Raw genomic sequence first — 19,315 nt, 5'->3', positions numbered from 1 at the left:
AACCATGAGTGATAAAGTACTTATTGTGGAAGATGAACGCGAAATTGCCGATTTGGTTGAGCTGTATTTAAAAAACGAGAATTATACGGTTTTCAAATACTATACCGCCAAAGAAGCATTGGAATGTATAGATAAGAATGTGCTTGACCTTGCAATATTGGATATCATGCTTCCCGACGTAAGTGGTCTCACTATCTGTCAAAAAATAAGGGACAAGCACACCTATCCAATTATCATGTTGACGGCGAAAGATACGGAAGTAGATAAAATTACAGGGCTAACAATTGGTGCGGACGATTATATTACAAAACCCTTTCGCCCACTAGAGTTAATTGCGCGAGTCAAGGCGCAGTTACGCCGATATAAAAAATATAATGGAGTAACGGCACAGAACGAGAATGTTATCGTTCACTCTGGTCTTGTCATTAATATAAGCACGCATGAGTGTTCTCTGAACGAGAAGCCGTTATCTCTCACTCCCACCGAGTTTTCAATCCTGCGTATCCTCTGTGAAAACAAGGGGAATGTGGTTAGCTCTGAGCAGCTGTTTCAAGAGATATGGGGTGACGAATATTTCAGCAAGAGCAATAACACTATCACCGTGCATATCCGACATCTGCGAGAAAAGATGAACGACACGGCTGATAATCCGAAGTATATAAAAACGGTATGGGGGATCGGCTATAAAATTGAAAAATAAAAATAAAAATAAGAATAAAAAAATCGATTATTTAAAATTAAAACGAAAACTCTACCAATATATCCTTACGATTGTCATGGCAGCAGTTGTATTTGTGCTGTTTGTGCGTCTATTTATCCAAGGGACACTTGGGGAGTGGATCGTACGTTTTTTGGAAAACAGTTATCATTTAGAGCGTTGGGACGCAATGATAATATATCAGTATACTATACGGAACAATATAGAAATTTTTATTTATGTGGCGGTTGCCATTAGTATTCTTATTCTATGCCGAGTTATGCTTTTAAAATTTGTAAAATACTTTGAAGAGATAAATACCGGTATTGATATACTTATTCAGAACGAAGATAAACAAATTGAGCTTTCTGCGGAAATGGAGTTCATGGAACAGAAGCTCAACACATTAAAGCGAACCCTTGAAAAGCGAGAGCATGATGCAAAGGTGGCCGAACAAAGGAAAAATGAAGTTGTTATGTACTTGGCACACGATATTAAAACGCCTCTTACATCAGTTATCGGTTATCTGATCCTGCTTGACGAGGCACCAGACATGCCAAGAGAGCAAAAGGCAAAGTACGTGCATATCACGTTAGACAAAGCGTATCGCCTGGAACAGCTAATCGACGAGTTTTTTGAGATTACGCGATATAATCTTCAAACGATTACGCTCACGAAAAAGCACATAGACCTATACTATATGCTGGTGCAAATGACTGATGAATTTTATCCCCAGCTTGCTGCGAAGGGGAAACAGGTGGTACTCCATGCTTCTGAAGATTTGACCGTATTTGGTGACCCTGATAAGCTAGCGAGGGTCTTTAACAATATTTTGAAAAACGCCGCTGCATACAGCGAGAACGACAGCGTAATTGACATTACGGCGGACCTCTCCGATGATGTGGTATCCATCGTTTTTGAGAACGCCGGAAATATCCCGAAAGATAAACTCGCTACCATATTTGAAAAGTTTTACAGATTGGATGATGCCCGTTCTTCTGATACGGGCGGCGCGGGACTTGGATTGGCGATTGCAAAAGAAATCATTGTTCAGCATGGCGGACAGATTTACGCGGAAAGTAATGATAACTCTACGACTTTCACGGTAGAACTTCCAGTCTTCCAAGACTCGGTTAATAAAGGGGATTCTTAGAAAATAATCATTGTTTCTTAAGAAATTCTTAAGGTTATCTCTACTTTTTCTTAGGAAATTAACAATTTAATATTAAAAAATGGCTCGTTCTTATGCGGTAGAATTAAACCATAAGAACGAGCTTTTTTTACTTCGTCAAAGAAAGATATGATAACTTATGCGTGGATTAAAATAGCTTACATGTGTAGAAAAAGAGTGACACAAATATTTCTTTTCCTTTTAGCCAATTGTGTCAAATGAGCAATCTGCTGCTTTGGATGTTTCTGCACACACCACTGGATAGAGTATCCACATATAGATATAGCATCGCTTTGCAGAAAGTAATCGTTAAGAGTTACATATCCAAAATCTTCAGCGTTGAATCAGCGTGACATTATCGTCAAGTCATTTGCTTAAGGAGGAAGCTGAAAATGAAGAAGTGGTGTTTTTTATTGTTATTTTTATTTCTCTTAGGTTTTGCTTTCATGAATAAAGCACTGTTTTTTCAGAATAAAGTAGAGGTTCAAAAATATGATCAAAATCACAAAGATAACATAGATAATACAGGGACTACCTTAATTATTCAAAAGAAAGAGATTGTAAAAGAACACATCTATCAAGGGAATCTGCTCTTAATTAACAGTAAATATTCTATGCGCCAAGAGGGTGTGAAATCAGATATCGTAAATTTATCTAAACATAATGAATTGATAAACGGATACGGGCTGCTTAATACAAATATTTATTTATCAAAATAAATAACAAAAAATTTTCAGAGATGATTAATAATGTTGTAAAGGAAGGCGTTAATCAATTTTTAATTAATAGTAGTTATCGTGACTTTGATGAGCAAAGTGGACTTTACCATGAGATGGGGGCTGATTATCCTTACCAGCAGGTTATAGTGAACATAATTCCGGTTTATCACTTGATGTAGGATTAGGCTTAACGCAAATGGACCGAGCACCTGAAGGGAAGTGGATAGAAAAAAATGCTTGGAAATACGGCTTTATCTTACGCTATCCCTCGGATAAAACGGATGTTACAGGTATTCAATATGAACCTTGGCATATTCGCTATGTCGGTTTGCCTCACAGTACGATTATGTAAAAAATGAATTTAGCCTTGGAAGAATACCTGAATTATTTAAAAGAAGAAGAGAGCATTTCAGCAAGTATTGAGGGGAAAAAATATACGATGTCATATTATCGCTTTTTTCAAAACAAGACAATGGACGTTGAAATACCATTGAACGAATTTCGTGAAATATCTGTAAATAATATGGATGGGGTGATTATGACCACCAGTTCTTGAATTATATTCTAAAATGACAAAGTTATAGATTACAATGTAAAGTTAGGAGATTTTAAATGCATTCAGGAGTTTTGATTAATTATTTATATACTTATTTTTTTACTATTATTTTTTGTATAATGTTTCAAATTGGATTTTATTTTAAAACGAAAAAAAATATATCTATTCAGCATTTTCTATGGGTGTATGTTTTTCAATTCTACCTTTCATTGGTGTATAAGGTGACGCAGATAGGGACTATATGGGACATAGGTAGATACGAAACATTAATTCGTGCAAATCAAATTAACTTGATTCCATTTGCTTCTGAAGGTATGACTACTTATGTCTTAAACATTTTACTGTTTATGCCATTAGGTTTTTTATTACCGACTATTTGGCCGCAGTTTAGAAGAATGAAAAGTACTGCCTATGCTGGATTCGGTTTTTCATTGGCTATTGAGTTAGGTCAATTGCTAGATAATAGAATTACAGATATTGATGATTTATCTATGAACACCCTGGGAGCAATTATTGGGTATTTATTATATAGAGTGTTATTCAAAATGTTTTATAAAAGAGATGAAAAAAAGATTGATAATAATATTTCTCTAGTAATAAAATACGAGGCTATTTTTTATTTAGTTTGCTCATTTGTAGGTATGATGTTAATTTATTATCCAGTTATATTTAGACGGCCTCTAATCCTTCAATAAGGTTATTAAGATGCTGTCAGATAATTATATACATATAGTAAATTGATTCTTAAATAATAGGATATTACAAATACCCATTTATATTAAATTCTCATAGAAATCTTTCAAAACTATTCTTATTGAAGGTTGAGTGGTTATTGAAATGATTTCTATTGCTCCCGTTTTATATCATAGTAACAGCCTTTAATTAACAATTATATCCATTGCGAAAAAATAAGATAGGCTTTAATATTTACCAGTATTTAAATGCCGAAGATTGTTTAAGGCATTTCAACCAAAATTTAAGAGGAGCATACAATGAACAAACTAAAAAGGTTATTGAAACGTAAAACGACTTGGATAATTCTTATCCTATTCGCATTTGTTTATGTAAATAACAGTTCTTTTTTTGCTAAGAGGGACGATGGAACTCCTCTTCTTCTTGCTCATCGAGGACTTTCGCAAACATTTAGCATGGAAGAGATTGAGAGCGATACATGTACAGCAGAACGTATAAATAAACCTGAACATTCTTATTTAGAAAATACAATTCCATCTATGGAAGCGGCATTTAAAGCTGGAGCTGATCTAGTAGAGTTTGATGTTCAACCAACTAAAGATAATAATTTTGTTATTTTTCATGACTGGACTCTTGATTGCCGTACTAATGGTAAAGGTGTTACAAGAGATTTTACAACAAAAGAACTACAAGCACTTGATATTGGTTACGGTTATACAGCTGATGGGGGTAAAACATTCCCGTTTCGTGGCAAAGGGACTAATCTTATGCCAACACTTGATGAAGTACTTACCTATTTTCCAGACCGTTCTTTTCTTATTCATATTAAAAGTGATGATGAAAATGAAGGAATCCAATTGGCTACTTACCTCAAGAAATTACCAGCGAAGCGCCTTGATCAATTAACTGTATATGGTGGCGATAAACCAATTGCTGCAATAAAAGAGCGCATCCCTAGTTTACGAATAATGTCAAAAGCGACCATGAAAAAAGATCTTATTACTTATATGGCATTAGGGTGGACTGGCTACATACCTTCAAGCCTGAAGCATGGAGAATTACATATACCAGACAAAGTAGCTCCTTGGCTTTGGGGATGGCCAAATCGTTTTCTTAATCGAATGGATAAAGCAGATACTAGAGTTATCATTGTAGGAGGAAATGGGTTTGGGTTTTCAAGTGGATTTGACTCATCTGAAGATATAAAACGCCTTCCTGATGATTATACAGGTGGAATTTGGACAAATCGCATTGATAAAATAGCACCTGTATTTAAGAAATAAGGGATAATATAACAGTCGAAGTTCTTTCATCTGTTTAACCATTTATATTTTAAAAGAAGACTTATTAATAATTTTAAAGGTTTATATACCGATAAACACCCCTGATTTCCTATGAACAATGGAAATCAGGGGTGTTTTTTGGATGAATGGAACTTATTTTATTTATATTCAAACAGAAGTACGAAAATGATTAAATAATTACTCGCAGAATGTAGAAAATGAGCTGAATCCTCATAAATAACTAACTGTAGAAAAGAAAATTTTTCGTTTGGGGGTACTTTAAAAATCTTGGGTTGATGAATGTTTGGTGGTACCCCATCGCTATCAAGCTAAGACTTTCGTCTACCTCCTAAATGAAAAGATACAATCTATTCTTTCTATCGAAACATAAGAATAGATTGTATTTTTATGTATAAATTTATATTTCATATTCAAATTCAATTCAGTCCTATAGATTTCCTACAAAAAAGAAGGGAATTTTATCTATTTATAGTGATTTTTAAGCATTGCAAAATAGAGAATATATATGTATAACGTTCTATTCAGTTTAAAAGAAATTTATATTATACTTATAATAAATGGATATGGGATATAACAATATGGGATGAACTTTTATATTAAATTTATCAAAAAAGAAAGAGGAAAATGAGAGATGAAAATCAGTTCAAACATAAATAACAGGTTTTATCCTTTAAATACTATAGTTTTAAATAATAAATCTTTAAGTACTACAACTTCACGTATAGTGAACAATAATCAAAAATATATTCCTGAAAGTAAGACTAAGGATAATCAACTTTCCGAAAAAAGTATAGAACAACATATCAATAACAAATATAATGCAATTAACTCACAGGGTCTCAGTATATTTGAATTTCTTAAAATGTTATTGGATATGGGTGTACCTATGTCAATAATTACAGAAATATTGGTGGGAATGTTAGAGGGGTATAGTAAGAAGAATGAAGAAGCGGAGAAAGAGACAGAAAAAGGAACAGAGAAAGAATTGGTAAAAGGATTAGAAAAGGGAACAGAGAACGAATTAGAACAAGGGTTAAGTAACATTCAGAAAGAATAACAATTTTTAGATTTTTATTGTATCAAGTATTCAAAATCCTTTTTAAATATCTACTTTTCTTTTGGTTGTTTCTCTTACTCTTCTTTAAAGTGTAAAAGTACGCTATTCTTTCTGTAGAATTATGGGAAAGGATGGCGTTTTTTATGTCTGTGTCTGATAAATTACAACTATTTGTTCAAGGGATTCAGAGTGTCCTATCTCCAAATGTCTTACGGGTTCTTGCTGGAGATGCTGGTTTTGTACAACGAACCAGTAAGAACCAAGCAAAAGATTTAGTCGCTTTATATATATGGATGAGTCAAAATATCGCTACAATCTCTTTAGCTCAGTCATCTAGCTGTTTAGAAGCATCCACAGAAGTACTCATTAGTCTGGAAGGGCTGAATCAACGGTTTAATAAATCAGCCGTTCAGTTTTTACAACATATATTGACTAATCCATGCCCATCAACCGAAGAAATTCATTGTTCCTCAAAAAGAAAAAAATGACCTGAATTCTCATAAATAATGGTTGTAGTTATATAAAATTTTTGTTTTAGGGATACCTCAAAGTGTTAGCTTAATAAGAATAATCCTTAGCCTCCTTTAGATATAAAAGGGGCTTTTTTACATATGAAATCATATGGGTCTTTAAAGATAGCCTGGGGCGTAGAGAGAAACTGTGATTAAAGTAAGATAGGACAAAGACTAGCATTGAGAAATATAAAAAATGGAAGTAACAAAGGGGATTTACGCATAAAGTAATATTGATGGTTAAATTAACAAAATTTTCATTTTAATCAAATAAATACATGGTGTTTTTAAATTATAATAATGTTACTAGGATGAAAATACAGCTACTAATTAGTTAATTAAAAATCAATTTTAGATAGGAAGAGGATAATGAAGACCAGAGATACTTATAAAATTATTGTAATTGGTGCTGGGACTGCAGGAATATCTTCTACTGCACATTTATTAAGAAATATCCCCCTATTGAAAGAAAGTATAGCGATTATTGATCCGTCAAAAAAACATTATTTTCAGCCACTATGGAGTTTAGTGGGGGGAGGAATTGTTTCAAAGGAAAGTACAATGCGTGATCAAGAATCGCTTATTCCAAAAGGGGCAACGTGGATCCCTAAAAGTGTTGTTAAGTTATTTCCGGATGAAAATAAGATACTGTTAGATGACGGACTGCTGCTTGAGTATGAAATTCTTATTGTAGCAGCTGGTATACAAATAAATTGGGAAGGTATTAAAGGCTTAAAAGAATCTATTGGGACTAATGGGGTATGTAGCAATTATTCTTATACATATGTTGATTCTACTTGGAGAGAAATCGAAAAATTTAAAGGAGGAAATGCGCTTTTTACCCACCCTAATACTCCTATTAAATGCGGTGGTGCTCCACAAAAAATTATGTATTTAGCAGAGGAGTATTTTTGTAATAGTGGTGTAAGAAACAGAAGTGAAGTAATGTTTTATTCTGCAAACACTGACATATTTCAGGTTCCACGATATGCAAATACTTTAGAACAAGTACTAGAAAGAAAGCAAATTATAACGAATTATAATAAAAACTTAGTAGAAATTATCGCCGAAAAGAGAGAAGCAATTTTTGAAGATACGCAAACGCTGAAAAGAGAAACCATACCATATAGTATGATACATGTTGTTCCACCAATGGGGCCACCTAATTTTATTAAAGAGAGTGAAATAAGTGATTATCAGGGATGGGTAGATATAAACCCTTATACTTTGCAGCATGTAAAACATAAAAATATTTTCGGACTTGGAGATTGTACCAATTTACCTACTTCTAAAACTGGAGCAGCAATTCGAAAGCAAATACCTGTCTTAAAACAAAATATTATGGACGTACTTAACGGAAGAGACTTGCAGGCTAAATATGATGGATATACATCATGTCCGATTGTTACAGGGTATAAAAGTCTTATACTCGCTGAATTTAACTATGAACATGAGCCACAAGAAACGTTTCCATTTAATCAAGCGAAAGAACGGTATAGTATGTTTTTACTTAAAAGATATATGTTGCCATATATGTATTGGAATTTAATGTTGAAAGGGATTATGTAAGGAAAGATAGAGAGTAGTTGTAAAAATTGAAAAGTAATTTGAAATAAGTATTCGGAGGGAATAGTTATGCTTTTAAAATATTTTTATGATGAAAAATTAGCTCATGCTTCCTATTTAGTTGGTTGTCAGAAAGAAGGCGTAGCGATCGTTATTGATCCTAGTCGCTATATAGAACAATATATAGAATTTGCTAAGAAAGAGGGGATGGAAGTAATTGCTGCGGCTGAGACTCATATTCATGCTGATTTTCTTTCTGGGTCTAGAGAACTTTCTAATCTTTACCATGCAAATTTATATGTATCTGATGAAGGAGATTGTGATTGGAAATATCAATATCTTAACGAAGGTCGATACAAATTGGTTAGAGAGGGCACAGAGTTTAAAGTAGGTCATATAAAATTTAATGTAATTCACACCCCAGGGCATACGCCTGAAAGTATTTCTTTTTTAGTAACTGATACAAGTCAAAATAATTATACGAATGATAAGCCGATAGGGATATTCACAGGTGATTTTATATTTGTAGGAGATATAGGAAGGCCGGATTTATTAGAAACTGCTGTCGGTATGAAAGATACTGCAAAAATAGGAGCGAAACAATTATTTGATTCTATACAAAAAATAAAAATACTTCCTGATTATTTGCAAATATGGCCATCACATGGTGCGGGAAGCGCATGTGGAAAAGCATTAGGAGCAATTCCAACTTCTACATTAGGTTATGAAAAGATGTTCAATTGGGCATTTCAGTGTAATGAAGAAAGTGATTTTATATCGACTTTATTGACGGGACAGCCAGAGCCTCCAAAGTATTTTTCATTAATGAAGAATTTAAATAAGTATGGTCCGCCAATTCGTAAGAAGAGAAAAAGTACTGCTATTAATACAGTAGAAGAACTTCAAGAAATTTTGAAGAGCGTTCATCAAATAGTTGATATAAGGGATGTAGAGAGTTTTGCTGCAGGTCATATCGAGAAGTCAATTAACATACCTTATAACAATTCTTTCACAACTTGGTGTGGATGGTTATTAGATTATAAAAAAGAAACTTTAATAATTCTAGATGAGGAAAAGGTTAAAATAGAGGCAGTTATTAGAGAATTTGAATCTATTGAGTTAGATAATATTATTGCTTTTTCACCCTTAAAAGTAATACAAAGACTTGATAGATTTGAAAGTTACAAAGAAAAAACATCGATTGAATTATATCCGCATATAAAAGGTGGAAGCGTTAAGGTTATCGATGTGCGTAGTAAAAAAGAGTGGGAGGAAGGACACCTTCATGATGCAATACATATCACTTTAGGTAATCTATTTGAACAACTAGATTATATACCGAAAGATTTTCCAATAGTTTTGCAATGTCGAACCGGATTACGTTCCGCTATAGCAGCTAGTATTTTACAAAGAGCTGGTATAAAGGAAGTAGTGAATTTAAAGGGAGGATTTCTTGCATGGAAAAAAGAAAGGCTTCCTTATACAACAAGCAATCTCAATGTGTAGGAAAATATTATTACGAGATCAGTAAAATAGTAAAGAAGGTCGCCATTCACGGCGACCTTCTTTACTATGCGTTATACCCAAATAATTTTAAATCTTCTCCAGACCCTGAAATGATTTTCTCAAATCGTAATCCTACTTTTTCTAAAAGCTTTCCTGAGGCGATGTTATCTATAGAAGTAATTGCTACAATTCGTTTCATGCCGAGCTTTTGTACACCGTATTCGATTATCGCAGAAGCTGATTCGTAGCCATATCCTTTTGAACGGAATGTTTCTAAAAAGGCAAATCCGATATCAACGTCTTCTAATGAGTCTCTTTTAATAAGGCCACACATACCAAGTGGAGTGAGATCTTCTTTTCGTTCTACTAAGTAAAGGCCAAATCCGAGTTGGTTATACATAACGATGGGACCGTTTACAATATAATTTTTTGCATCTTCTAAGTTTCTAACTCCTTTGTCACCGATAAACTGAATCCATGCAGGATCGTTTACTAACTCCAGAATAAAAGGAGCGTCTTTTATATCAAACCAACGAAGGTTAAGACGTTCGGTTTCAAGAACTATCAATGATTACACCACCTTTAAAAAGTTATAACAATTAGTATGGATTGTGTAAAACAAAAGTGCAACATATTTTAATGGGGCTTTGTTTGTTCACATAAAGTTCGTTTGTTTTGTATAGAGAGATATTTTATAATTAGGATTGAGTGTAAAGAGTGAGATGCTTATACAATGACTCCTAGGTGACTAGGAGTTTTTACTATATAACTATCATTATTACTAAATATGACACACTACACATTCTACTCAAGGAGGTATATAATGAAGAAATTATATAATGCATCGTTTACGTATTTGATTATAGGTTTATTATCAGGGATTTTCGCTAGGGAGTATGGTAAGTATAAAGGGATTTTAGGATCTACTTTGTTAAATCTTTTGCATACACATACACTTGTACTTGGCTTTTTCTTCTTTTTAATTGCTTTAGGATTAGCAAAAGTATTCGCGTTTCATGAAGTGCAAGGGTTTAATAAGTGGTTTGTTTTACATAACATTGCATTAACATTAATGTTAGGTTCGCTAGCAGCGAGAGGGCTTCTTCAGTTAAATGGAGCTGACTTTAAAGGGTTAACTTATATTGTAGGGTTTTCTCATTCGTTGATGGCAGTTACTTTAATTTGGTTTATGTTGTTAATAAAGAAATCGTTTAAAATGTAGTGAAAAAGAACTTGTAGCGTGTGCTGCAGGTTCTTTTTTGTATGTTCAGGTTAAATAATCTTATTTTTCTAATTATTTTGTATAAAGATGGTATACTTGTTTTAAAATTAAAAAGGAGAGTTGATTATGGAAATAACAATTGAACATGTAGTAAATGAATTAAAAGGCATACTTCCTGAAGATCGAGTAGTAATAAATATGACAGTACGAGAGTTACATAGTAAAGATGAATCTTACCACGTTAGTAGTTTACCTGATGTAGTTGTTTTTCCAAAAACGACCGAAGAAGTTAGCGCGATAATGAAAATAGCGAGTCAGCACGGAACAGCTGTCGTTCCATTTGGAGTAGGGTCCAGTTTAGAGGGACATGTAATTCCTTACGAAAAAGGAATTACAATGGACTTTTCTCTTATGAACAAAATACTTGAAATAAGAGAAAAGGATTTTCTTGTGAGAGTACAGCCAGGGGTGACGCGCTCTCAGCTTAATAAAGAATTGAAAAAGTATGGATTGTTTTTTAGTGTAGACCCAGGAGCTGATGCAACGTTAGGAGGAATGGCTGCTACAAATGCGAGCGGAACGACAGCGGTAAAGTATGGTGTAATGCGTGATCAAGTTCGAGATTTAGAAGTTGTTCTTGCTGATGGAGTAGTAATACATACCGGGAATTTAGCGGCGAAGTCATCATCAGGTTATCATTTAAATGGTATTTTCGTAGGATCAGAAGGAACACTTGGATGTTTCACGGAGTTAACTTTAAAAGTATACGGTATACCAGAACATGTTATGGCTGCGAGGGCATCGTTTCCAACTATAAATGATGCAGTAGAAGCTGTAATTAACATATTACAAGCAGGTATTCCAATCGCGAGAATTGAACTCGTTGATGAATTATCTATGAAACAAGTAAATTATTACAATGAAACAAGTTACAGAGAAGAACCGACACTGTTTTTAGAGTTTCACGGCAATGAAGCAGGGTTAAAGCAAGATATTGAATTTACGAAAGAAATCGTTCTTGATCATAAATGTATAGAAATTGCGTTTGAGATGGAAACAGCAGCGAGAAATAAACTGTGGGATGCAAGGCATAACTTAGCGTACTCTTACGTGCATAGTTACCCTGGTAAAAAGCTAATGAGTACAGACGTATGTGTGCCAATTTCGGAATTAGCTGGAGCGATTCAACATGCGAAAGAGGTATTAGATAAAGTAGGGCTTATTGGCGGTATTCTCGGTCATGTTGGGGATGGGAATTTCCATGTACTCTTAATGATTGATACAAATGATAAAGAGGAAGTGAAGAAGGCAGACGAAATAAATGAAAGTATCGTTCAGTATGCTCTTAAACGAGGAGGAACGTGTACAGGAGAACATGGCGTTGGAATCGGAAAACGAAAGTATCAAGAAGAAGAGCATGGGGCAGCATTATTTGTAATGGAGAAAATAAAGAAAGCTCTTGATCCGCAAAATATTTTGAATCCGAATAAGGTGTTTCAATTAAAAGATAGGGGCTGATTGGATGAAAGTACTAGAAGCGATAAGTAATATAGCTGGAAAGTATTTTGCATTGTGGACCGGCTGCTGCACTCCCAAGTGTATTAGCGGCAGTATGGCATAACATTGCAGGGCCAATATTAGCAACCATCTGGTCAAAAAATGCAAAGAATGCAAAGAATACTTTTAGCGATGAAAATGTATTAATAAATATAGAAAAATAGGAATGATAAATAATGCAAAAACGTATTGTACATCTTGAAGGAATGGTTGTATTTTTAGCCACGATTTATATGTATTCGATATATGAGTTTAGTTGGATTATATTTTTTGTATTCCTTTTAGCGCCGGATCTATCAATGTTAGCATATGGGATTAATAATCACGTTGGTGCGAAAATATATAATGTATGTCACACATATATCATATCCATATTAATTGTTCTAATAGGTGTCTATTTTAAGATAGATACCGTTATTATGATTGGTTTAATATGGACAGCACATATTGGAATGGATCGAATGTTTGGATATGGGTTGAAATATGAGACGGATTTTAAGGATACCCATATTCAAAGATTATAATTGCTTTTGAGGAGAGGGATACGTTGAAACAGAGAATTACTATCGAAGAATATAACATCAAATGGGAAAGTGAATTTAATAAGCTACAAACTCTCATTAACGATGTGATGGAAGACAGCATTTTATCCATTGAACATGTTGGGAGTACATCTGTTAAAGGGCTTGCATCAAAACCAATACTAGATATTGATGTTGTAATAGAAGAGTACGAAATTTTTCATGAGGTAGTAAAAAAACTTGAGAAGATAGGGTACTATCATCAGTTAGAATGGAGCTTTAAAGGAAGAGAGGCGTTTGGAAGAAAGGATATGTTCGTTCCATGGAACGAGGGAAATACAGTTTGGATGGAACATCATTTATATGTGTGTGATAAAAATAGTGAAGAGTTGAGAAGGCATATAGCGTTTCGAGATTACCTTCGTGAACATACTGAAGTAGCTAATGAGTATGGAAACTTGAAGGAAGAGTTAGCAAGAGAGTCGAAAAATCGATCTAGTTATATTGAGGGTAAGACCGTATTTATTACAAATATATTAGAAAAAATAAACTAAAGCAGCATGGAATACATGCTGCCTATTGTTTTGAAATAGAAAGCTGCCATTATAAAACAAATGCAAACTGGCCCTGTTGATTGATGCGGTTACTAAATATAATAGGAAATAAAATAGAAAAGAGCGGAAAAGAGGGAGCTTATGTACATACCAAAATATTTCGCAATACAAGATGAAGAGATGAAGTACGAAATAATGGAACAAAATAGCTTTGCGACATTATTTTCTCAACATAACGGAGAACCATATGCAACGCACTTGCCGTTGTTATTAAATAGGGAGACCCTTACTTTACATGGTCACTTCGCACGGCCGAATGAACAGTGGAAAGATATTGGGACTCAGCAAGTACTAGCTATATTTCAAGGACCACATAGTTATATCTCTCCGTCATGGTATGAAACAAACAATGCAGTACCAACATGGAATTACGTTGCAGTGCATGTATACGGTGAATTAGAAATTGTTGAAGATGAAAAGACATTAGTAGATTCTCTTCAAGATTTAGTAAATAAATATGAAGATCCAGAGAGCACCTACTCACTTAATGATGTAGATCCAAATTATATGGGAGGATTAAGTAAGGGAATAGTTGGATTCAAAATAAAGATAAATAAAATAGAAGGAAAAGCGAAGTTAAGTCAAAATCATTCTGTAGAGAGACGAAATTTAGTTGTGGAGAAACTTGAGAAAGTTGGTAGTGAGGGGAGTAAGAGGATTGCGGAGTTGATGAGAAAATAAAGTCTACATGAAAGGAAAATATTCTAAATAAGCGTATTTAAAAAGACCTTCTTAATTGAAGGTCTTCCGTTTTTTAAAGTGCTTTTTCAGTTGTTGTTGAGTTGTAGTCTTTACTTACGTCAACGGATTGAACAAGGTCAGGTCTTTGGGGTGCCGGGAAATCCGCATGACCTGCTTGATATGTAAATGAACTATTTAGACCAATAGATACAATGCTTAGTACAGATAATCCTAAAACGATAGAACTAATTTTTTTTATCATTTTAATGCCCCTTTCTCAAACGTTTTTTCTTTTGCTTGTAACGCTTTATGAAAATACTCACTTGCTTTTATATGGTTATTTTCATCGTAAAGTTTAACGGCTAACTTTTCTGAATATTCTTGAGTATAGTTATATAAAGATTCTTTGTCGAAATACGTAATTCCTTCAAGAATAATTTTTTCTAAGTCTTCAGTTGACTCGTTATTGTTAAGGGACTCTAAAATTTTAAAGTGAAGCATATATTCTTCATTGTTAAGTTCTGTACAAATTTTTAATCCTTTTTTAATAAATTCTGAAGCGATATTTATTTCACCAAGTTTAGAATGTTCTCTTGCTTGTAAGAAAATTGCTTTAAAATGTGTAGGCATTTTTGTTGTCACTTCAGATAAATGACGAATAGCTAATGTTGATAAGTTTTGATTAGCATATAGCCACCCTAAGTTATTACGTACTCTTAACAGTAATGATTCTTCATCCTGTTTCTGTAAAATGTTGATTGCCGAATTATATTTTTCCTCTGCTTGCTCGTATTGTTTTAAATATACAAATGCTGCGCCTAATACGCTTTCACAAGAGGCGACATTCTTTTCATACCCTACAGCTTTTATGAAGAATTCTTTCGCTTTGGTTGCATATTCAATAGCCTCAATTGGCTGGTAAAAATGATAATAGAAAATAGCCATTCGATAATTAAATTCCCCTTTTTCTAGATCATCAATGGCATTTACCAGTAGTCTCGCAGCTTTTTCATAATGTTCACTTGCTAAATTATAATTTGTTGTTAAAGTAGCATGAATTGCTTTAAATAAATGATAGTAGTAAGAAAGTTGGTGATTAGGTGAAATCGCGTAAGAATCTATCTTATTAAAACTGTCTTTTGTGATACTTAAACCATCAGTTAAAACTTTGAAACGAAAATTTAGTAGAGAATAGTATAATGCTAAGTTTTCATCTTCTTCAAAGTTTAGTTCCTTTTCCTCAATTTCATGCTTTAAGTTTGTCGCTTGGGACACATCTTGTTTTAGCATAGCCAAATACCAGTCATTAAATAATTTTGTAATTTGTTCATTACCTTGTAGTTGAACGTTCATGAAATCCCCTCACTTTTTGAATATTCTTATAAAATATAGTATCAAAAATAAAAATATTTAGAAATGATGTTTTATATTTCTCAATATTTGTTTAACAAGCTTACGGGTAATTCTATTGGAATAGTGTAGAATTTATTTTGGATTAAAGAAATGGCATCGGGGGATGTGCATTTTAAAGTTTTAGTTGAGTGGGGGGATATAAAAAGGGTGCGTTCACACAATTTATATGAACGCACCTTTTTACATATTAAACAATCAAGTCCCACAAAAAGTACGATAAGGGCGATTCGTCGGTGCAGGCGGAATGCAGTATTCTTCTTGATCTGTAGAATACGCATAAGGATTTGATAAAGCTTCAAGGAGTTTCTCCAATACGCTATAGTCGTCATTTGTAACAGCTGCTTCTAGTGCTTCTTCTACACGGTGGTTCCTCGGGATGATTGATGGGTTATTATTTTTCATCATCTCGTAGGCGTTTTCTTTCGATTCTTCTTGTTTTTCTAATCGAGATTGCCACAGTTTGTACCAGTCTTTAAATTCAGGACTATCGAATAGAGGGGTATTTTCTAACGTATCAAGAGTTAATGAACGGAATGTATTAGTGTAATCTGCTTTATATTTCTCCATCATTTTTAAAAGTTGCTCAATAAGTGATTGATCTTGTTCTTCGTTGCTAAATAGTCCTAATTTCTTTTTCATTCCAAGGAACCAATTGTTTTCATACTGTACGCTAAATTTCGAAATTTCGTCTTGAGCGATTTTTAGTGCTTCTTCTTCATCTTCGTGCAGAATTGGTATTAAAGATTCTGCTAATCGGGCGAGGTCCCATGCGGCCATATATGGTTGATTTCCATATGCATAACGGCCTTGTGTGTCAATAGAGCTAAATACGGTTCCTTGGTCGTAATTGTCCATAAATGCACAAGGACCGTAATCAATTGTTTCGCCACTGATCGTTATATTGTCAGTGTTCATCACGCCGTGAATAAATCCAACAAGTTGCCATTTTGCGATAAGACTTGCTTGTTTTTTAATGACTTCTTGTAGTAATGAAGTATATCGGTTTTCATGGGATTCACTTTCTGGGTAATGTCTTTTTATCGTATAGTCAGCTAGCGATTTAAGGTCCTCTATTGAACCACGAGCTGCAGCATATTGAAATGTACCGACCCGTATATGACTACTAGCGACTCTAGTTAAAATTGCTCCAGGTAATTTTGTTTCACGATATGTTGGTTCCCCGGTTGTAACAACTGCTAAACTGCGAGTAGTCGGAATATCAAGTGCATACATTGCTTCACTAATAATATATTCACGTAGCATCGGACCGAGTGCAGCACGGCCATCTCCTCGGCGTGAATAGGGAGTAGGGCCAGAACCTTTCAGTTGAATATCGAAACGCTCACCTGAAGGAGTAATTTGTTCGCCAATTAAAAGAGCACGACCGTCGCCTAACATATTAAAATGTCCGAATTGATGACCAGCATATGCTTGAGCTAATGGATGAGCTCCTTCTGGAAGTCCATTGCCAGCGAAAATGGCAATTTCAGCTTCCTTTTTCAGTTCTTCAGGGGTTAAGCCAAGAGATATCGCTAATGAATGGTTTAGTTTAACTAACTCCGGTGAACTTACGGGAGTAGGGGGGATTTCTGTATAAAATGATTGTGGTAAAGTCGTATAACTATTATCTAAATTCCAACCTGTTTCATTATTTTTAGTCATTGTATCTCCTCCTTTTTGTATTTTAAATTATGTATTTGTACGTATATATTCTTTGTAAAGTTAACTAAAAGTATAATATAATATTTCCCCTTGCAATCTATTGTAAGGACTTCATTGCACTATGTCTATTTAACAGCAAATTTAAAACCTCCATTTTTAAAAATGGAGGTTTTATTATTATTTAATTTTTACAATTATTTTTCCTTTTGCTCTTCCAGACTCTGAATATTCCATTGCTTTTTGCGCATCTTCAAAAGGAAAAACTCGATCGATTACAGGTTTGATTTGTCCAGCTTCAATATAGTTTGCAATAGTACGTAATTGATCCCCACTTGGCTTCATAAATAAAAATGAATATTGAGCATTATGCTTTTTTTCAAGTGCAGTAAGTTTTTTGCTGGCTAATGAAAATAAGAGAGTTTTAAAGAATCCTGAACCAAATTCTTTACCGAAGCGAGCATTCGGCATGCCTGAAACGGAAACAATGTTTTCTCCCCTTTTTATAATATTGAATGATTTTTCAAGTGTTGCACCGCCGATTGTATCAAATACGGCATCATAATTTTTTAGTATATCTTCAAATTTCTCTGTTTTGTAATTAATAATTTCATCTGCGCCAAGAGACGTTACTAAATTCGCACCAGCTTCACTAGCAGTCGTTGTAACAATGGCACCCATTATTTTTGCTAGCTGAATAGCGAAAGTACCAACACCACCGGATCCGGCGTGAATTAAAATCTTTTGTCCTTTTTGTAATTGCATGATGTCATGTAATGCTTGATATGATGTTAAGCCAACGAGTGGAATCGAAGCAGCTTCCTCAAAACTTAAATTTTTCGGTTTTAAAGCTATATCATCTTCATGAATGGCTATATACTCCGCGAAAGTACCAATCTTATTTTTTCTTGGACGAGCATATATTTCATCACCAACTTTAAAACGAGTTACTTTTGATCCAACCTTCGTGATGACACCGGCAAAGTCGTTACCAAGGATTAGGGGCATTTCATATTTCAGTAACATTTTTACTTTTCCGTCGCGTATTTTAAAATCAATTGGGTTAATACTAGCTGCATGAATTTCTGCGAGCACTTCATACTCATTAATTTCAGGAGTAGGTACCTCTGCCATACGCATTGGGACTTTTCCATATCTATCAATTATCATTGCTTTCATTTCTTATACCTCCAAGTTTTAATAAAAGTTTTGCAATAGCTTCTCAATATCTAATACAAGATTTTTTAATAAACCTAATTTTGTACGTATATCAATATAATAAAAATTCTTTGTACCTTCTTTTCTCATTAAAATAATGCCAGCTTCTCGTAAAATCTTAAGGTGATGTGATACTGCTGGACGGGAAAGATGTGTTTGCTTCGTGATTTCTCCTACACGTAATCCTGTTTGACATTCCGTTTCCATTAGCACTAATAAAATAGCTTGACGCGTTTCATCACCAATTGCCAATAATACTTTTTGAGAATCAATAAAATCTTTTTTTATAATATTTAATTGTTCTTGTTTATTCATTTCAATCACTTTGCCTCCAGGTAATTAGTCGAAAGGTTTAAGATGATGAACCATTACTTCGATACGGTAATGCTACATGATTGTTGTATGAGGTGCAATATTGAGAAAGAAAATCGAGACGAATGAATTTTTTATTGTTGAAAATTATAGGGAGATAGAAAAGGGATTGGAAGGACTACATAACACAATAGATGAGGTTTTAAAAACAAAAAATGATGTAACAATAAAATAAGCGGTCGTAACCTTGTATAATCCATAAGGTTACAATCGCTTATAATGTTTGTATTATTTTTGATTTTTACGATAGAACATGGTTCAACGTAAAGTACGTTCT

General features: G+C 33.9%; 21 protein-coding genes and 2 pseudogenes. 17 read left to right on the top strand and 6 right to left on the bottom strand.

Annotated elements, in window-relative coordinates; genetic code table 11:
• Positions 1-4 precede the first annotated feature (4 nt).
• The 10 genes and pseudogenes from vanR (at position 5) to ACS2FK_RS20615 (ending at position 9,781) form a co-directional block, all read left to right on the top strand.
• Positions 5-700 carry a VanR-ABDEGLN family response regulator transcription factor gene (gene vanR, locus ACS2FK_RS20660; RefSeq protein ID WP_063548234.1) on the top strand — a complete coding sequence of 232 codons (696 nt, stop codon included), beginning with the start codon at positions 5-7 and terminating at the stop codon, positions 698-700.
• Positions 690-1,850 (top strand): vancomycin resistance histidine kinase VanS, encoded by a 1,161-nt coding sequence (gene vanS / locus ACS2FK_RS20655; RefSeq protein WP_063548232.1) that lies wholly within the window; start codon positions 690-692, stop codon positions 1,848-1,850. Before vanR ends, vanS begins: the two co-directional genes overlap by 11 nt.
• 410 nt (positions 1,851-2,260) lie before the next feature.
• On the top strand, positions 2,261-2,587 hold the full coding sequence (locus ACS2FK_RS20650; RefSeq protein ID WP_404222579.1) for a hypothetical protein: 327 nt from the start codon (positions 2,261-2,263) through the stop codon (positions 2,585-2,587).
• Between the two features lie 187 nt (positions 2,588-2,774).
• Positions 2,775-2,936, top strand: a pseudogene (locus ACS2FK_RS20645) (D-alanyl-D-alanine carboxypeptidase family protein); the annotation flags it as partial.
• Positions 2,937-3,199: 263 nt separating this feature from the next.
• Complete coding sequence (locus ACS2FK_RS20640) at positions 3,200-3,838, top strand: VanZ family protein (RefSeq protein ID WP_063548230.1); 639 nt, start codon at positions 3,200-3,202, stop codon at positions 3,836-3,838.
• Positions 3,839-4,135: 297 nt separating this feature from the next.
• The gene (locus tag ACS2FK_RS20635) at positions 4,136-5,119 is read left to right on the top strand and encodes a glycerophosphodiester phosphodiesterase family protein (RefSeq protein ID WP_063548228.1); all 984 of its coding nucleotides are present in this window, start codon (positions 4,136-4,138) and stop codon (positions 5,117-5,119) included.
• Positions 5,120-5,771: 652 nt separating this feature from the next.
• Positions 5,772-6,197 (top strand): hypothetical protein, encoded by a 426-nt coding sequence (locus ACS2FK_RS20630; RefSeq protein ID WP_063548226.1) that lies wholly within the window; start codon positions 5,772-5,774, stop codon positions 6,195-6,197.
• 143 nt (positions 6,198-6,340) lie between these two features.
• Positions 6,341-6,628 (top strand): annotated as a pseudogene (locus ACS2FK_RS20625) (IS4 family transposase); the annotation flags it as partial.
• A gap of 450 nt (positions 6,629-7,078) precedes the next feature.
• On the top strand, positions 7,079-8,278 hold the full coding sequence (locus ACS2FK_RS20620; RefSeq protein WP_063548222.1) for an FAD/NAD(P)-binding oxidoreductase: 1,200 nt from the start codon (positions 7,079-7,081) through the stop codon (positions 8,276-8,278).
• Positions 8,279-8,344: 66 nt separating this feature from the next.
• Positions 8,345-9,781 (top strand): MBL fold metallo-hydrolase, encoded by a 1,437-nt coding sequence (locus ACS2FK_RS20615; RefSeq protein WP_063548220.1) that lies wholly within the window; start codon positions 8,345-8,347, stop codon positions 9,779-9,781.
• A 64-nt stretch (positions 9,782-9,845) separates the two neighbouring features.
• Here ACS2FK_RS20615 and ACS2FK_RS20610 read toward each other — a convergent pair whose 3' ends face one another.
• Positions 9,846-10,349 (bottom strand): GNAT family N-acetyltransferase, encoded by a 504-nt coding sequence (locus ACS2FK_RS20610; protein WP_063548218.1) that lies wholly within the window; start codon positions 10,347-10,349, stop codon positions 9,846-9,848.
• Positions 10,350-10,604: 255 nt separating this feature from the next.
• On the opposite strand from ACS2FK_RS20610, the gene ACS2FK_RS20605 reads away from it, so the two are divergent.
• The 6 genes from ACS2FK_RS20605 to ACS2FK_RS20580 all read left to right on the top strand — a co-directional run bounded on the left by ACS2FK_RS20605 (position 10,605) and on the right by ACS2FK_RS20580 (position 14,376).
• Complete coding sequence (locus ACS2FK_RS20605; RefSeq protein ID WP_000737896.1) at positions 10,605-11,003, top strand: DUF2871 family protein; 399 nt, start codon at positions 10,605-10,607, stop codon at positions 11,001-11,003.
• A 126-nt stretch (positions 11,004-11,129) separates the two neighbouring features.
• Entirely contained in the window at positions 11,130-12,521 is a 1,392-nt protein-coding gene (locus ACS2FK_RS20600) for an FAD-binding oxidoreductase (RefSeq protein WP_063548216.1), read from the top strand.
• Between the two features lie 47 nt (positions 12,522-12,568).
• Positions 12,569-12,724, top strand: a complete 156-nt coding sequence (locus ACS2FK_RS20595; protein ID WP_023522651.1) for a bile acid transporter family protein — start codon at positions 12,569-12,571, stop codon at positions 12,722-12,724.
• A 12-nt stretch (positions 12,725-12,736) separates the two neighbouring features.
• Positions 12,737-13,084: a DUF4260 domain-containing protein gene (locus ACS2FK_RS20590; protein WP_023522650.1), complete on the top strand. Its 348-nt coding sequence runs from the start codon at positions 12,737-12,739 to the stop codon at positions 13,082-13,084.
• A 23-nt stretch (positions 13,085-13,107) separates the two neighbouring features.
• Positions 13,108-13,635 (top strand): GrpB family protein, encoded by a 528-nt coding sequence (locus ACS2FK_RS20585; protein ID WP_000813613.1) that lies wholly within the window; start codon positions 13,108-13,110, stop codon positions 13,633-13,635.
• 141 nt (positions 13,636-13,776) lie between these two features.
• Positions 13,777-14,376: an FMN-binding negative transcriptional regulator gene (locus ACS2FK_RS20580; RefSeq protein ID WP_016512491.1), complete on the top strand. Its 600-nt coding sequence runs from the start codon at positions 13,777-13,779 to the stop codon at positions 14,374-14,376.
• Between the two features lie 73 nt (positions 14,377-14,449).
• Here the strand turns inward: ACS2FK_RS20580 and ACS2FK_RS20575 are convergent, their stop codons facing one another.
• From ACS2FK_RS20575 to ACS2FK_RS20555, 5 genes are all read right to left on the bottom strand, one after another.
• Entirely contained in the window at positions 14,450-14,638 is a 189-nt protein-coding gene (locus tag ACS2FK_RS20575) for a Phr family secreted Rap phosphatase inhibitor (RefSeq protein ID WP_023522648.1), read from the bottom strand.
• Entirely contained in the window at positions 14,635-15,729 is a 1,095-nt protein-coding gene (locus ACS2FK_RS20570) for a Rap family tetratricopeptide repeat protein (protein WP_023522647.1), read from the bottom strand. Before ACS2FK_RS20570 ends, ACS2FK_RS20575 begins: the two co-directional genes overlap by 4 nt.
• A 255-nt stretch (positions 15,730-15,984) precedes the next feature.
• The gene (locus tag ACS2FK_RS20565) at positions 15,985-17,451 is read right to left on the bottom strand and encodes a protein adenylyltransferase SelO (RefSeq protein ID WP_063548214.1); all 1,467 of its coding nucleotides are present in this window, start codon (positions 17,449-17,451) and stop codon (positions 15,985-15,987) included.
• 177 nt (positions 17,452-17,628) lie between these two features.
• Positions 17,629-18,627, bottom strand: coding sequence for an NADP-dependent oxidoreductase (locus ACS2FK_RS20560; RefSeq protein ID WP_063548212.1), 999 nt, complete (start codon positions 18,625-18,627; stop codon positions 17,629-17,631).
• Between the two features lie 18 nt (positions 18,628-18,645).
• Positions 18,646-18,990: an ArsR/SmtB family transcription factor gene (locus ACS2FK_RS20555; RefSeq protein ID WP_000571870.1), complete on the bottom strand. Its 345-nt coding sequence runs from the start codon at positions 18,988-18,990 to the stop codon at positions 18,646-18,648.
• Between the two features lie 91 nt (positions 18,991-19,081).
• Here ACS2FK_RS20555 and ACS2FK_RS20550 point away from each other — a divergent pair, with 91 nt between their 5' ends.
• On the top strand, positions 19,082-19,213 hold the full coding sequence (locus ACS2FK_RS20550; protein WP_001227549.1) for a hypothetical protein: 132 nt from the start codon (positions 19,082-19,084) through the stop codon (positions 19,211-19,213).
• Positions 19,214-19,315: the final 102 nt, after the last annotated feature.

This window comes from Bacillus cereus group sp. BceL220 (genome assembly GCF_051776965.1).
Classification (GTDB): domain Bacteria; phylum Bacillota; class Bacilli; order Bacillales; family Bacillaceae_G; genus Bacillus_A; species Bacillus_A cereus.
Note: the sequence above shows the minus strand (reverse complement) of the source record. Positions and strands in the feature narration are given on the sequence as shown.